The following is a 16,624-nucleotide window of genomic DNA, read 5'->3' as shown; positions in this document are numbered from 1 at the left end:
CCCAATTCTGTTGGCGTAGCTTTGGCAGTGCCATCTCCTCTCAACCAAATACGTTGTGCAAAATCATTCATTCTTACCCAAGGGATGCCTCGGATAATACATGTCAGGGATTATATACTGTGAATTTGATGAGTACAATATGGGTATATTTTTAATATAACTCGTTTATATAACGATATTTCTCATATTATTCTAATCTAAATTGTACTTTTTCGGGAAAAGTGGGGAACGGCTTGTTTTCATTTAAAGCTTTCAAAAATGGGAAAAAGCGGCATTTATAACGGGAAAGGAAATATTTCAAAAATATTTCAATTGTCAGAAAAGAAGGCCATTAACTCCATCTGGGTGATATTGCCCGGCTGGGTTTCTTCGAAAAATATCGAAGCGGCAGACTGAAAACAAAAAAATCGCCTTCTACATGTCAGTAGAAGACGACGATCGGTGTTATACACTGCCATTTCAAAAAACTACCAAATCACAAGAGACTCTGACGCAAATGCGGCCTGACGTGCTGCCAGTTTTTGATCATTCCAGCCTTGCTCGACGTCATTGGCGAGTTCATGGTTAACCGTGATAAATGACCGATTCAACAACCGCGACCGCGTTAGGTTATCCCCCACGGCCTTCTCATAATCAGACACTAGGCCCTTTTCAAGTAGCGTCCAATTGCCGATATAGTTAAGCATGGTCGGGCTGACTGACGTTTCACCGACATGAACCAGTTGGAAGTCATCATCCGTAAAAGCTTTTTCTTCTAATTCTTCATCATACAGTTGAACCAACAGGTAAACCAAGGTCCACTTCTTTGGTCCCCGCAGGCCACCATCTTTGGTCAGGTTTAGGAATGCACCCTTCACTTGGGCATCTGGCTTCATTAGCCGCTCAGTCATAGCCTCATTAATGGCGCTGACGGAATTGAGCTTCCCATTCCAAATATCTTCGGCAATCACGGCAAAACCAGTCTCAAGGCTGTTAGTACCATCATTCATAATCGTACGATGGCGAATGAAAATGGAAATCACTTTCTGCATAACAATGACCATGTCAGACCGTGAAAAGCCACGTTTTGCCAAGGCAAGAACAATGGGGTAAAACAACTTGACGCGCAGTCGTGACAGGATATCAATTTGCTCAGCCAAGGCCTCGTTTTGGAAAAAGTTTTGTAGTTTGTTCAGCGGGGCCCCTTCTAGCATCGTATAAAGGTCCACAAGCTGTTCTAAATCATCTAGAAATTCATTGCCTTTAGCCCCATTGGTCAGTTCTTGACTCAATGAACGATAGAGATGCGATTCAACCACCAGTCGCTGCCGCGCCGCCCAATAAGTTCGGATGAAGTGCGTAATGCGATCACTATCATCTTTCAGCTCATGGGAGACTGCGTTCCATTTTTGATTAGCTTCTTCGATTTCGCCTCCGGAAAGATACATCAGATGATTTTTGATGATATCTGAGGCCTTTAGATCTTTACCCCGGCTGTTCAGCGTTTCAAAGATGATAAAGGCATCGCGCTGCGACGGTGCTGAAATCATCACTACATAGAAATTGTCAACGAAGGCTTTAAACAACTGACTCAGCCGATCTACGCGCCCCGCCCAAGTCTTAGAGGTATTAATAGAACTTGTAATATGCCTCTGGAAATATTTGTACGCTGCAACCATATTTTTGGTTGGTTCCGTGTACGCATGATCAGGGCCGCCATGAATCAGCGTGGCAAAGAACGCGTTAGCATCCCTGCCTTCTTTATCCTGGTTGCCACGTTGCAGCATAAGGGAAGGTTGACTGTCTTCTTCTCCCCGCAAAAATTTACGGACATCGCGTTGTACATCACGCAACACATCCCCAGAATCTGGGGACATATCATCACGATTGTGCTTGTAGGCCTCAGAAGCAATATCTCGCATTACCGCCAGCAAAATTGAGCTGGAAGTCAAACGCTGTTGGCCATCGATCAACTCTTGATTGCCATCGGGATTTTTGAAGGTCACAATCTGACCAAAGAAATGGCTGTTGCGCCGACCGTCTGCCAATTCCACCAAATCATTCCAAAAATCATCGATCTCGTTGTCTTCCCAAGCAAAATTACGCTGATACTGCGGGACAATGAAATTATTATCCTGAAACAGATTGCCGATTCTAAAACGTGATGGTTCTGGGATGTCTACTAAACTCATGAATTATCGCTCCTTAAAAACCTAAGTCGGTCAGCTCGTCATCAAACATGATTTTCTCTAGTCTTGAACGCAAAATTGGCTGGCGAATGGTTCTAAAATCAACCCCCAACTGCGTGAACGGGCCAATGCCGGTCTTTGAAACCGTATATTGACACAAACGGACCGTTCCGTGTGATGATTTGTTCGATAATGGTGTTGCCAAGAACAAATCAATTGTCAACTCTGGCTCACGGAGTTCAATAAAGCCGCCCACTTGATCATCTGCCAAGTCACCAAATTTTACGCCTCGATTCATTAACCCTAGTAGAGCACTCGCCGAGATACCGTTAACTTGATTTGCCTCAGTAAAGACCTGATCGAGATTTCCCGCTAGCAAGTCTACCTCCCCACCCGACTGATCCAAAACTTGCTGAATTAACGGTGCTAACTCGTGCAATTCTTCCCGGTCAAGTTGTGACAATGCCACCAGTAATTTTAAACCTGGTTTTTTAACCAAAAATTGAGTCAAAAAAGGCAGAGGCGCCTTTTCTTGAGGCAATATCGCGGTGTAAGGCACTTGATAGCGGTCGAGCCACTGACGGATTGCCATTGCATCGTCCATCTGCGTCCACACGAAGGGTACAACTGTCGGCTGCTGTTTTTTCAATTCTGCCGGGTGTTTAACCGTCGTTTGGTAAACACTAGTGACTAGCCGCGTTTGCGTGCTTGCAGCCACCGAATCGGCATGTGGTCTTGGTAAGATTTTATCCACTTCAACGGCCGGCTCTGCTTGTACGGTTTTCATCGAAACTGAGGAAAGGATCTCCTCAAATTGGGGATCAGCTACTTTGCCAAGTGGCTTAAGATAATAAAAAAGTCGGTAGATCACTCTGTCGATAACGATCTCCTTCGTTCGAGATTGATCCAAACTGTATGGTGCATGATGAATTGCCGCGAGCTTGGCCAGCTTACCGATGAAATCTCGGATGGTTTCGGAAGGCTCATTCTCATTCATAGATAGGTTCGCGAAACAATAAATCCGGCAAAGGCTCTCCCCAATTGATTCGATCAAATTGTCCATTGAAGCATTCTTAGCATCAAAAAATAAGATACGCGCGGTCAAATCATCCGAAATATTAAACAAACGTGCCCAGGACACCATGAAGCTGGTCGGCGTGTGTAGCTGTCGAGATTTTTGGGGATAAGAATCCTGAACCGTCGGAAAATCACCATCGAAAAGCAAGTCGGCCAGTTTCTCCTTGGCAATGGACTCAGCCTCTCCCAGGGTATCCCCTTCACCTACCGCAACTTTAAAGCGATATTCAAGTCGAACATGAATCCCCCTTGGGGTGGGGGTCACCGTTCGATCTAATCTACCAGCGTTCTTTTTCGCATATTCTCTCAAGGCTTCATCAGCTGGCAACAACTGGCGGACCGAGCTGGTTAAAATCTCTGGTGTCAACCATTGTCCAACTGCAAGGGGATCGACCTCTGATGCCAAGAAACCCACGACGCGATCAACCCGCTCTCTTCTTAAGGACTTGTTGGCGGTATTAGTTCCTCTAACATGGGTAATTAACCGCTGATACAGGGCTGCATATATGCCTTCAAGCGACGCATCTTTGACTGCCTGATACCCCTCTAAACTCACGTGGATATTTTGAAGGCAGTAGAGCTTCAGATTGGCAGCGATTGTTTCCTCCCCGATTTTCATCCATCTCGCTTTAAGATTTACGTCTGAGGCCTCATCTGCAACCCTCGTAATGCCAGTTTGATATACCTTTCCTTTTAAGTTTGGATTTAAATGGTGTAATTCTTCCCAATTAAGCCTAAGTTCGCTCACTGTAATTCCCCCAGCCCCTGATTGAAATATTATTCAAGTTATTTAGTCTTGTAATATGAAAAAAGCCATATTTTAGAGCGTACTGGATGCCTTTTCATTTTCTTGTCAAAAACTGTTTCAAGCATATCACAAGTACCTTAACCCGAACATGCCATTTTGATCTATCATGACATGTCTTCGTTCATTCCACAGTAATGCTTCTCGATAGTTCGATCGAAGAAATCCTCGGAAAACAAAAGACTCGTGGGTTTTCAAATAAAAATGCCTCCGTATGGCTATCTATCAATCTACTGTCAATGTCAGTCACAAATTGTAGGAGCCACATTCAAGACCGTCTTTGACATCTAGGGTGATGTTATTAAATATCGATCTGAGATAAGACTTTTTTTGTCCGGGACAACTTCATTTTCAAATCGAGGTCATACAAAATCGCCGTACACCACGATGTGTGGCATACGACGATTATCACCTATTGCGTTATTTCAGTTATCAGTTCTTTCAGCTGTTGCGTGATCAAAATTTGATTATGCTCAGGGTCCCCCAAATCAAGGTCAGCTGCCTGAAGCGGTAGTTGCCAACTTTCTTTAACCGTCCGCCAGCCCTTGCCTTGCGTTCTGGGCGTGTCGTAGTCGTCCAGCAAACGATCGATGGCGCCATGCAACGCCGAGTCATCATCAGTCAGGTGCGTCACTAACCTTAGAATCACACCCTTACTGTTTTTGAGTTGAAACTCCCAATAGTATGGACTGCCATTGCTCCAAGCTCGAAGGTCCTTATCATCAAATGAGAAAACCTGATCGAAATAGTGATCGATATTTTGCGTGCGAAAACGGACATAGGTACTGCCGCCGACATTCGAAACCAATGTAATCGGATACCCACTCTTCAAGCTGTTCAGGCCAATTATTAAGTCCCTCGCGATTAATTCACGCTGCGCCTTTGTGAATAGTAACCGATCGCCATTGGTTTGATGGACCTTGATATCAGATAGTGAGTACTGATAAAGAGCTATCAAACGACCTAGTAAACCCAATCTCCGTTGATTGTTAATGCGGCGGGTCAGAATCTGAATTTCCGGGTCGGGCAGTGGTTCATACTGATCCCGTGAGTCGCCTTCTTTGGTATAAGTTACCAATGTCTCATTCGGATCGCTAGCCGCCTGATAGAAACGTGATGAGTCCTGCGCCCAGAGTTGGTCCACAATACGTTCCGTCAGCTGACTCCAAGAACTAACCGATTCATCGACCACGTCCAAAAATGAATACGAATCGATTTTCCACCCCGTCACGTCCATATCGTCGCCCAGTTCAATGTCATCGTTGTGTTGCGTTTCAACATCCACATCCATAACATCCGGCATTGGCCATACCTGCAAAGCCCGCGAGTATAAATCTTCCTCGCGCTCCTTCAGCGTTACTTCATTCCATTGATCGTACTGAGTCAACCACTGGTTAAGCTTGATGGCAGTATCGCGATAACCGTCTTTCATATCACGCTTCTCAGTGAAAGAACGATTACTCATTTTGGAGTTGAAGCCGGTCAAAGTTAAGTTGGGGAGCCGGTCAACCCAATGATCATGGATTTCAGAAGCCTGATCGCCAAGTGCTTGCTGCCAGGCCTTGCTCATGGTCTGGGGCATGATGTGTTCAATTGAAAACTGCCCGTCTGCAGCCTTACTGTATATATCTTGGTCCTCTCCACGCGCACGATTGAGCTCATCAAGAATAAACCATAAAGCCGGCTTGGCATGTTGATAATAATCGCGGGTCTTAAATGCCGTCTGCAACTGTTCATCGGATGGGAAGACTTTATTTGACTGGCCATTATGAACGAGAACATAGGCCAAAGCTTGATCATAATGATCAAAATGATCCGCCACATGCTCGACTTGACGATTCAAGATCACGAAGAAGTTGTTCAGTCCTGCAGTGGCAATGCCAACCGCCGGCCCAGATAGCTTAACAACAGCCGCAGACTCCCAATCAATTCATCGAGGCTTATGGCCGCCTCGTCAACCTTTTCAGAAGTGTTAAGGCAAAAGGCATATAGACGTCTGTATTAAGATGTGACAATCGGATTAGCAGAGCTCTCAGCCGAAAGTCCATCCCCTCGGTTTCTGCTGGGTAAGCAACCTCGGCATAGCGGTGTGCGATGGTGCTTTCCAAGGTCAATTGCTGTTCGCGATCAAAATTACTCGCCATCCCCAAAAGGCGACGATACTGCTCATACACATCAGATTCACGGATTGGCTTAGCGGTTTTCTCCATTGAACTCATGTAATGGCGATAAAATGCCGACATCTGTTCACTGTGAACAATTGCTTCGTTCTTCTGCCAGACTTTAAAAGCGGATGCTTGATGCGCCGGCGGTAAACTCATTAGCAAGTAATTACGAATCTTATCTGCTTCGGTTAAATCCAAGCCCGTTGAATTCAGGCTTTCAAAGATTAACTGTGGATCGTCTCCGGCTTGCACGGTGATTGCCATCACCGTGACCCGACCCTCGAGGTAATCGAACCACTCGGCTGGAGTCAGTTTACTTTGCCGCAGGTAGCTTCGCATTTGAAGATAATTCTCTCGAAAAAGGGAATGCGCGGCAGCCTCGCCATGAGCATACACATCTAGGTATTGTTCTTCGTCCTCGGCAACGGGATGCAGGTGATTCCTGCTCGAACCATCGCGCTTATAGGGATCAATCAGATAAACATGGTCGATTTTTTCCGCGGTTGTGGAATCCTTGTCGGCTAACTCGTCGCGGAGCACCATCAGCAGTAGCGAAATTGTCGTCAAACGCTGCTGGCCATCAATCACCGCGACCTCACGGAAGTCCCCTTGAGAACTGTCTAGTATCACTGAACCAAGAAAATAACTGGCTCTTGATGCTCGAATCGCACTTTCAATATCGGTCATCATTCGATCAACTTGTGCGTTCCCCCAGCTGTACCTGCGCTGATAGACTGGCACGACTAGGCTTGGCGAGTTTAGCACTTCCGCGACAATTGCCTTTGCTTTTCCGTCCAACGTTTACTCCTCCATGAATGACTTACCGCCTGGTCAAAATAGATAGCCAACTACTGTTAACTGAAGTAATCTTCATCAATTTGAAACAGATCATAGTTTTTCTTCGCTTGCACCCCGACGTGATAATGCAGTAGCAACTGGGTGAGCCGAATGCCATCAATCAACACAATCGAAAAGCTCTTAGCTTGTTCCTTGGCGCCTTCGCTAAAGCTTGATGTAGAAATGAACACACCACGGTCTGCGTGGACACTTGATAAAGCCCCATAGAAGCCCTGAATTGCTGGCCTTTGGACAATATTGTCGGCAGCGTAACGTTTCGCCTGGAAGTACACCGTGCTCGTGCCCAGAGGGTCCTGGTTAATAATGCCATCGATGCCGCCATCTCTTGATTGTGGCGTGACCATTGTTTTACCCTCAGGCCCCTGATAACCCATTCGACTTAGCAAATCTGCTACTAGATTTTCGAAAAAGCCTGGTTCCGCTTCGCGAATTCGTTCTAGGAGATCGGCAGCGATCTCTGAGTTATAGTTCTCGATTTGACGTTGAATTTCATCAATTTTATATGTTACTGGCGCATCGTCTTCATGGCGGGATTCATCTGAAGACTTCACTTTTCTCTGCTTAAGCTCTCGCTGATGAGCTTTATACGCCTCTTGTGCATGAATCTCCTTAGCACTCAGATTAACACCATACTGGCTGATTAGTCTCTTACCCAACTCGGTAATGCGGTATGTTCCTCTTCTAGGCCGAACCAAGAGGCCAGATATAGCAAGATCCGATAACGCCCAGGTGACACGATCTTCAATGATATTATTATCTGGATACTTTTCGTATGTTTGATTTCGCAGGTTAGGAGGCAAAGCGATAGCGTTGGCGGTTTCTTTAATCAATTCTTGACCCCGCCATGCTTCCTGCTCACCAGCCAATTGCATGACTACTGGTATCAATCCATCCCATGTTGGCAGCCCGTGCTTCCCTAATTTCAACTGCTTATAATTGTACATGATACGTACTCCCCCAATTCTTGCTTCGTGGGCCCAGATGCTTATTCCAATGTACTGGCGACCCACAAACCTCACCAAAGTTTCTCGAAGTCCATTACTGCTATTCTAACCTAGCGAGCAGCATTATGTCCTAATAGTCTAAACTAATCTTCTTGTTCTCCTAGGCTGTTTACGAGCATGCATTACTCATCTTTCACGCTTCCGAATAGTTACTGAAAATGGTCAACAACATCTAAAATGAAATGAAACAATTAATCCACATAGTTATTTACATGGTATTATTGCCGCTTTTCGCGTCCTATTCTACACAAAGTCAGATTTATTCAGTAATTCATGAGTGGGGTCGTTTTTTAATTATGTCTGGGAACAGCGTAAGTTTAGCTGGATGCTCGACGTCGATGATGGAATCCGACGTGGGCCATTTGGAAGTGCATTAAAAAAATCCTTATTCGTTCCCGAAAGCCCCTATGCGGTCTATGAACAGCAGAATGCAATCTACGACAGATATGACACTCGCTACAATATCTCCGAAAAGACATTCCACGAACTCTCCAAATTCGAAATCCGCCCAGGTGACTTTATCATGAGTGGAGCCGGGACTATCGGACGTATCTCGAGAGTCCCAGAGGGCATTAAGACTGGTGTGTTTAACCAGGCCCTAATAAGATTTAAGATTGACGACAACAAAATGGACGCCGAGTATTTTCTACAGCTAATTAGATCTCCGCAGATGCAACGGAGGCTGACTGGAGCAAACCCAGGGTCAGCAATCACGAATTTAGTACCAATGTCAGAAGTAAAAAAATGGAAATTGTTCGTTCCAACTAAAGCTGAGCAAAAACAGATCGCCCGCTCTCTGACATTGTTGGATGATGCTATTGCTCTTCATCAACAAAAGGCATCACCCCCGAAAAGTTAACCTGTATTTATCGTGTGTTGTGTCCTTCTCAGATAAAGTAATCATTGATGATGCAAAATCATCAATCTTTTCAATAGGAGGTACCACAATGGAAAACCATAGAAGTTCGACCATACTTTTCTACCGGTATTTTAGGGAATGGTATGAGCTTTACAAATTAGGTGCTGTACGTGAGGTCACTTTGCAGAAATATCGGATCAGTTATCATCAACTAATTGAACTAGCACCAACGCTCTCACTCAATCAAATCGACCGTAAGTCCTATCAGGAGTTACTCAACAAATACGCGCTAACACATGAAAGACAGACAACCCTCGATTTTCACCATCAACTCAAAGGTGCTCTCATAGACGCAATCGACGAGGGACTTTTGCAACGGGATCCAACACATAAAGTGGTGATTAAAGGTAAGACCCCTGCTCCCAAAAAGCCTAAATATCTAAATCAATTTGAGCTTCATGCAGTATTAAACGACCTGGATTTAGAGACCACTCCAAACTGGGATTGGTTAATTCTCCTAATTGCCAAAACGGGTTTACGGTTTGCAGAAGCGCTAGCTATTACACCGAAAGATTTTGACTTTACACACCAGACGCTTTCGATCAATAAAACATGGAATTACAAGACTTCTTCAGGGGGATTTCAGCCTACGAAGAATCGTTCATCGAAACGGAACGTCCAGATCGACTGGCAGACCATAATGCAGTTTTCTCAGCTAGTTAAAGATATGCCGAAAGATGAACCAATCTTTGTTGATGGCCGTGTATTCAACTCAACTGTCAATTACCGGCTCCAAAAGCATTGTGAAAATGTAAAAGTTCCAGTCATCTCAATCCACGGTCTGCGGCATACCCATGCCTCCCTGCTTCTATTTGCTGGCGTATCAATCGCAAGTGTTGCACGGCGACTTGGTCATTCCAACATGACAACGACTCAACAGACGTACCTGCACATTATTCAAGAATTAGAAAACCAGGATAACGACAAAGTGATGCGATACCTTGCGGGTTTGGGCTAGTCACACGCATGCACATCGACAGCATAAAAAAGGACGCTGCGAGGCGTCCTTTCGTATTGCTTAGACGAACAGCTTTTGTAGATATGCCTTTTTAAGTTGCTTCAGCTGGTCCAACCGTTCCTGATGAAGAGCGATAGCGCGTTCAAGTATTTGTAAGAATTCGGCTATTCTTTTCTGTTCCTTTGCCGAGGGATAATTCAGTTTCAGATTCCCAAAATCGGAAAAACTGATACTCCTCCCGTCTCTTATCCCATAGGTGACAGTGACCAAACTCGCAATGAATGAAGTACTCTTCAACAGTTCCTTCCAAAATTCAGGAATGTTTTGGCTTTTGTCCAGAAAATCGATAATTGTATAGGCAGGCGAAGTAATGCCTTCAATCGTGGAGTAGGCAAATCCTCCCTGGAATGATCTCAAATGGATGACAAACTGCCCAGGACGAACCAGCTTGTAACCTGCGAGGCTTTTCTGGTCGTACTTGATATCTATGCCGATATTATCGCGAAGAACCATACCATCTTCCTGTGAAGCGGAAAGGACTGGCAATTGCGAATATCCCTTGGTTGAGACGCTTTTAAATATGTTCGAGGCCTTACGCTGTTCCCAATCATCTGTAAAACCAGCGAAGCGAAGCTCCGGAATCTTATTTCCATATTTAGGAAACAATTTTTGAAGATAAGCCTGCTTCAGCTTCAGAAGTAACTCATGCTTACGCTGATGAAGAGCGATAGTGTTGTCTAACTTCACGAGAAGCCCTGCAATAGCCTGTTGCTCAGCCATAGAAGGGAGCCAAACTTTGATGCCCATAAAATCGTCATAATTGATGTTTAACAATCCGTCCATGCGCGCACCTGAGGACACTAATTTTCGCAGTTCTCGATCTGGGCGATGCGTTGCAAACATCTGCTCAATAAATTTAGGCTGAGCATCAGCTGTAACCGAGAAACTGTGGTAGACACGTGGCACAAGTGCCTCGTTGTAACTCTCGAGTTCAAACACTGCGCCAAATTGAGCCAGCTTTGAATTACCGTGGTTATACGATAATTCACCTTGCCTTAAGAGCGTATAGTTCTTCTGTTCTTTACCCGCTATGTTCTGAGAGAAACGGTCTCTTTGATCCATCCAACCGTTTCCTGCTGAAATTGTTAGGGTTGGAAGATTCATCCGTCCATCATTTCCACGGACTCTTATGGCAATCTCCCCAAGCTTACGCTGTTCCCAATCGTCAGTGAATCCACGAAAACGTAGTTGCGGAACTACCCTTTTCTTATTTATCATTTTGCTCTGTCTCCACCAGTTCGGACTCCATCGCGGCGAACTGCATTTCTACCTCAGCCAACTGTTGATCAATATCGCTAATTTGCCTCTTCACATCGGCGATATCAATGGGTGCTTCCTCTTCGAAGGTATCCACGTAACGCGGAATATTGAGGTTATAGTCGTTCTCTTTGATTTCGTCCAAGCTTGCGACATGTGCATACTTATCTACGTTCTTGCGCGCCTGATACGTTGAGATAATCTTCTCGATATCCTGCTCACGCAGTCGATTCTGCTTTTTACCTTTTTCGAAGTCGTTTGAGGCATCGATAAACAGAATGTCTTTGGTTTTCCTATTCTTCTTAAAGACCAGAATAACAGTCGGAATCGAAGTCGAATAGAACAAACTTGCAGGCATGCCGATCACGGCGTCAAGGTAGTTATTCTCAATAATGGCTTGCCGAATCATGCCCTCAGCCGCCCCGCGGAACAGGACACCATGAGGCAAGACGATCGCCATCCTACCAGTTGCGTTTAAGTGATAGAGACCATGCAGGACAAAAGCGTAATCCGCCTTCGACTTTGGCGCTAACTTTTTATAGCCCTTGAACCGGGGATCCTTCATTTTGTTGTCGTTATTGTCCCAATTCGCTGAGTATGGAGGATTGGCGACCACCGCATCAAAACTACGTGGGTGATCAACTCCATTAACTTCCCCGTCCGGCCAATCTCCCTCAAGCGTATCGGCATTCCTCAAATCCATGTTCTGGTAGTCGACACCATGCATCATCAAGTTCATCCGTGCTAGGTTGTATGTGGTCGTATTCAATTCTTGACCATGGAATTTAACCCGGCCACGCTGATGGCCATTTTTCAACTCATTCTGTACGGTCAGGAGCAAGGAGCCAGATCCCATAGTCGGATCATAAACGGTGAATTGGCCACTTTCTGCAGCACCCAGCGTTGCAAGCCGGGACAACACCACCGAAACTTCGTGTGGGGTGTAGAATTCGCCTGCCTTTTTACCCGAATTACCTGCAAATTCAGCGATCAGATATTCATACACGTCCCCGATGATGTCGTGCCCGCTGGCATCATTGTAGTCGAACTGATCGATCAGTTTAACAACGCCATTCAGGGCTTTCGCTCGGGCAGTGGTTGACGCCCCTAGTCGTGTGTTGCCTAAGTTAACGTCCGCAAACACTTCACGAAAATCGCTGCTGGCATTGGGATTAATTGCTGCATTGCGGTTGAATGCATCAAACATTTCTTGGTAGTCTGACGGCCGAATTTCGTCATTGTTGACTTTATCGCGAATCGAATCCCAGGTATATTCAGGATCGATAGCATAACCAAGAGCTTTACTGATATCCTCTTGATAATCTTTGAGGTCATCACCGACAGCCTCGCTACGGTAGGCATCGTTAAGTGATTGCCCAGCGGCCGGTTCTACCACTTTCTGGTTCAAAAGATACTGCTCCTGGTGTTCTGAAAGATACCGATAAAACATGAAACCAAGAATATAGTTTCTGAATTCTGAAGCATCCATGTTACCTCGCAGTTCGTTGGCCATTGCCCACAATTGGCTTGTAATGTCCTTGGCGGTATTTAGTTTTTCCATGTTTTTATCCTCCTAATAGTTGTCCACAAGTTGATCGGCCAATTTTTCTAATGCATCCCTCAACTGATTACGATATTTGATGCGACTTAAACCAGTTACCTCTGAATCGCTGGCGTCATCCTTGTAATGCGCTTGACCTTGGGACAACAACTTGGTTAAGGTACCATCGCTATCGAGATCATCCGCATTTTTCGCATGCCTTCTCAGCATTTGATCCATTGCTGGTAAATCAATGTCCAGTAGTCCCCATTGCGTGCGGAACTTCGATATTTCTGCGCGGCGCGAGGTCTGGGTGTGATCTGAAACGAAATCCTGTGATTGATTGGGTTTCATCGGATAATAAGGTGCGGTGACTTCACCATTAAACATTGCCGTAGCAGTCCGTTTGACCTGTTTCCCATATTTTCGATCTTCCAATTGATCAGCCAATTTAGTGACTTCTGCAAATGTCGACTGAGCAGCGCTCGATTGGCCTTCATGCAGCTGATTGGCCAATTGGGCAATTAACTCATCCAAATAATCGTAATTAACTTCAATTTCGTTGACGTGCATCATTTCTAAAGTCAGATCCGCATAATCAATATGACGTTTTTTTGCAATATGCTCTTTTAATTCATTAGCCAAAGAACCCGTCAGCATTGTTTCTTGGTCTTCGGATAAACCAATCTTCTTCAGCAAGGTATTCGGTTGATCATAGTCATAATTGTCATCCTGCTTTAACTTACTGATCAACCCATTGTACTTGCGCAAAACATCATACATTTCTTCTTGCTTCGCCTCGCTTTTCGGCAAATCACTGAAACCTGCCGTCAAATCGGACAAGGTCTGAACAACGGCACGTGCCTCTTCTAACAGCTCACCGAAGTCTTTAGCGATAACACCACCCGTACCATCGATCAATTCACCCTGAACATTAGCAGAGGCTCGATTGGCATAGACGCGTAGCGCATCGTTCATCAACTTTTCGGTATGGGCCGGCCAGCGATAGTTCACAATGCGACCAAAGGGCTTATGATCCATATTCTCAATCCGATTGGTTCGAGAATAGGCTTGGATTAGCCCCGCGCCTTTAAGGGTGCGGTCGATGTAAAGTGTGTTCATTTGCGGCGCATCAAAACCGGTCAGTAGTTGGTCCACCACAATGACTAAATCAAGATACTGGCCATCATCAATCGTCCGGTTCAATCGCGAAATGACATTCTCGGTATATTCTTTGACCGTCGTGTCATCAAAGTGCTCGCCGAAAGCCTGAGAGTAATCTTCTATAGCCGAACGTAGCAGCTTATTGTTGTCCAATTGATTGTCGCCGTTGTTAGTTGCTTGAGAGAACGTAACGGCGATTTTCAGAGGGCGCTTGAGATCGGCATTTTGTCTCTTGAACTCCTTGTAATACTTCATTGCCATGGGAGTTGAGGCCGTATTGCCACCAACGTGGGTGGTGAATAGAGCACTGTAGCGATAATCATCCGAACGATTCCGCCACTTGCTGAGCACGTCCTGAACGACTAATTCAATATGTTGATCATTCATGTCATAAACGGAAGGCGAAACGGCATCATCCATGTCTTCAGGAGACATATGTGCAATTTTGTTTTTGATCTCTGCATCTGTCCACTTTGGAAATGCTTGGCGGTAGAAATCAGGTAGATACTGCTCTTTCAACACCTGATCCGAGAGCGTGGTATTGAAGTCAACTTTGAAGCCCAAAACATTGTGATCGGCGATTGCTTCCCTGATCGTGTATGCATGAAGCAGATCGCCAAACAGTTGTTGAGTCGTGATGCCTTCAAAGGTCGGGGTCCCGGTATAGCCGAACCAAACTGACTTGGGAAAACTCTTTTTTATGCGCTGCATCATCTCGCCAGCAGTTGAGCGGTGCGCTTCATCTACAATGAAAACGATATTCTTATCTGGCCCTTTGAATGAACGGCGTTGAGTCAGTCTATCCATCTTTTGAATCGAAGTCACGATAATGCCGGTTGAATGTTTCAAGGCCTGATGCAGAGCTCTAATATTAGCCGTGTCAGAGACCACGCCATCTTTATTGTCATCATTCGAGTCTGGATCGTAAGCCGCATAGTTGTTGGCAGTTTGCCTCGTCAGCGCAATACGGTCGACCATGAAGACGACTTTATCAACGTTCGGCAGACGAGACGCCAACCATGCTGCTTTGAATGAAGAGATCGTCTTTCCTGAACCGGTAGTGTGCCAAATATAACCCCCTTCCTGTTCATCAACACCGAACTGAAAATGCCGAATCTTTTCGATAATCCGCCGGGTGGCGTATACCTGATACGGACGCATCACCTTAATTGATTGTTTGTTATGTGTACCATCGAGAATCATGTAAGACGTTGCCATCTGATGCGCCATTGGAATGCTTAGCATCAGATTGCTGAATTCCCGCCAGTCGCGAACATTGCTGCTGTCAGCCTCGCGTTGCCATTGAAAAGCAAAGGCCGTATTAAACATTTCGGCAGAGGTATTCGCCATGTAACGAATACTGTTTGGCGTCATACCAATCAAAATTTGAAGTGTCGCAAAAATGTCCGAATACTGCTGTTCATCAATGTACTGCTTCATCTGGTTTAAAGCCTCACGGCCATCTCTCCCAGCGCGTTTTTCTTCAATTTGGATAATTGGCAAGCCATTAATTAGTAATGTCGTATCAAACCGTCTTGCCTGTCTACCGGGAATCACAGCCGGCCGGCATATCTGATTAACAATCTGATAACGGGTATTGCCTGCCCCCACTTCATCTTGGTCGAAAACGGTCAAATAGACATGTTGGCCATTATCAAGATCCACTTCAACCTGAGTGACGCCGTTCAGCCCATAGATAAATTGTCCAGCCTCATAAGGTGTATGTAAATCAGTGATATTCTTACGAACTTGAGCAAATTCGGTTTCTGACAGTGGAGCATCAAGCTGGGTATTGTTCTGTTCCAAAATCCGTTTAAAATTTGTCCAGAGTCCCGCAGTCGTCTTGATGTTCGGTAAGTATTCCCATTGTTTTGAGCCACCAATCTTGGTCAAATGATCAATCAGCTCGTTCTCAAAGCCTAACTCACTAAGCATTCGTTCTCCTCCAAATCTGATCGATCAAAGCACTGGCCCTTTGATCGACAAGTTTACTTTTCTTTGCTAATAGTGCCATCTCACGAATCCGATTGGCGTAAATTTCCCCAATCCGTTGCTGCACAATGCTCGTAGGGAGTGAGATGCTCATCTTTTTGACGTCCTGCAGTGTTAGGCGCGTCAATACAGCACTTGCACTTTGCGCAATCTGAAACTTTTGCCGCTGGGCCTCACTACTTTCGTTGAACCACCAACTCAAAAACATTGCGTTAATTTTGGATGACACGGTAATCGCCGCGAAATTAGCGGTTAGAATCAACGGTGGTACCGATTGCTGTGGCACATATATATGTTGCTGAGCTAGGCCCAAGATCAATTGTCCACTTTGAATAACTTCCAAACGTTCCCGCGAGTGCAGAAATCGTCTTGAGGTCTGATCGACTGAGAATAGCTCATATTCCCCTGCTTCAGAATCAATATTGCCGTGATCTTGGAGTCTGGAAATCAATTCACCCGATGTAAATTCAACTAAACGGCCAAGATTCATGACACGCCTCCGTTCGTATTCATTATTACAACGAAAGTATGCCACGGTAATCGTTTGAAATCAAGCGTAATTTTTAAAAAGAACAATCGTCGGAATCATTAAATACTAACATACTTCTTTCCCTCACTCTGAGAAATGTGCTCTGAGTGCGAAAGAAAAGCGCGTCA

The 16,624-nt window shown here is 45.2% G+C and carries 11 protein-coding genes; 2 read left to right on the top strand and 9 right to left on the bottom strand.

The genetic code is table 11. The features are described from left to right. Window positions 1-467 precede the first annotated feature (467 nt). From JUF11_RS03700 to JUF11_RS03680, 5 genes are all read right to left on the bottom strand, one after another. A complete protein-coding gene (locus JUF11_RS03700) occupies window positions 468-2,171 on the bottom strand; it encodes a DUF262 domain-containing protein (protein ID WP_204118386.1) in 1,704 nt (567 codons plus the stop codon). A 13-nt stretch (window positions 2,172-2,184) separates the two neighbouring features. Then, the gene (locus tag JUF11_RS03695; protein WP_204118385.1) at window positions 2,185-3,993 is read right to left on the bottom strand and encodes a hypothetical protein; all 1,809 of its coding nucleotides are present in this window, start codon (window positions 3,991-3,993) and stop codon (window positions 2,185-2,187) included. Window positions 3,994-4,462: 469 nt separating this feature from the next. Next, window positions 4,463-5,872, bottom strand: coding sequence for an HNH endonuclease family protein (locus tag JUF11_RS03690; protein WP_204118384.1), 1,410 nt, complete (start codon window positions 5,870-5,872; stop codon window positions 4,463-4,465). A gap of 118 nt (window positions 5,873-5,990) precedes the next feature. Next, the gene (locus JUF11_RS03685; protein ID WP_204118383.1) at window positions 5,991-7,013 is read right to left on the bottom strand and encodes a DUF262 domain-containing protein; all 1,023 of its coding nucleotides are present in this window, start codon (window positions 7,011-7,013) and stop codon (window positions 5,991-5,993) included. A gap of 56 nt (window positions 7,014-7,069) precedes the next feature. Beyond that, a complete protein-coding gene (locus tag JUF11_RS03680; RefSeq protein WP_204118382.1) occupies window positions 7,070-8,017 on the bottom strand; it encodes a restriction endonuclease in 948 nt (315 codons plus the stop codon). 385 nt (window positions 8,018-8,402) lie between these two features. Here JUF11_RS03680 and JUF11_RS03675 point away from each other — a divergent pair, with 385 nt between their 5' ends. Both JUF11_RS03675 and JUF11_RS03670 read left to right on the top strand, forming a co-directional pair. After that, on the top strand, window positions 8,403-8,936 hold the full coding sequence (locus JUF11_RS03675) for a restriction endonuclease subunit S (protein ID WP_204118381.1): 534 nt from the start codon (window positions 8,403-8,405) through the stop codon (window positions 8,934-8,936). 88 nt (window positions 8,937-9,024) lie between these two features. Further along, the gene (locus JUF11_RS03670; RefSeq protein ID WP_204118380.1) at window positions 9,025-9,954 is read left to right on the top strand and encodes a site-specific integrase; all 930 of its coding nucleotides are present in this window, start codon (window positions 9,025-9,027) and stop codon (window positions 9,952-9,954) included. A gap of 60 nt (window positions 9,955-10,014) precedes the next feature. Here JUF11_RS03670 and JUF11_RS03665 read toward each other — a convergent pair whose 3' ends face one another. Genes JUF11_RS03665 through JUF11_RS03650 form a run of 4 tightly spaced genes read right to left on the bottom strand, consistent with a single transcriptional unit; the run spans window position 10,015 to window position 16,457 of the window. Then, complete coding sequence (locus JUF11_RS03665; protein WP_204118379.1) at window positions 10,015-11,232, bottom strand: restriction endonuclease subunit S; 1,218 nt, start codon at window positions 11,230-11,232, stop codon at window positions 10,015-10,017. Further along, window positions 11,222-12,832: a type I restriction-modification system subunit M gene (locus JUF11_RS03660; protein ID WP_204118378.1), complete on the bottom strand. Its 1,611-nt coding sequence runs from the start codon at window positions 12,830-12,832 to the stop codon at window positions 11,222-11,224. Before JUF11_RS03660 ends, JUF11_RS03665 begins: the two co-directional genes overlap by 11 nt. 12 nt (window positions 12,833-12,844) lie before the next feature. Then, entirely contained in the window at window positions 12,845-15,910 is a 3,066-nt protein-coding gene (locus tag JUF11_RS03655) for a type I restriction endonuclease subunit R (RefSeq protein WP_204118377.1), read from the bottom strand. After that, complete coding sequence (locus JUF11_RS03650; RefSeq protein ID WP_204118376.1) at window positions 15,903-16,457, bottom strand: restriction endonuclease subunit S domain-containing protein; 555 nt, start codon at window positions 16,455-16,457, stop codon at window positions 15,903-15,905. The genes JUF11_RS03655 and JUF11_RS03650 overlap by 8 nt, the downstream gene beginning before the upstream one ends. Window positions 16,458-16,624: the final 167 nt, after the last annotated feature.

The sequence above is a fragment of the Lacticaseibacillus suilingensis genome, assembly GCF_016861845.1.
Classification (GTDB): Bacteria; Bacillota; Bacilli; order Lactobacillales; family Lactobacillaceae; genus Lacticaseibacillus; species Lacticaseibacillus suilingensis.
The sequence above is the reverse complement of the archived record's forward strand: the minus strand, read 5'-3'. Positions and strand labels throughout refer to the sequence as shown.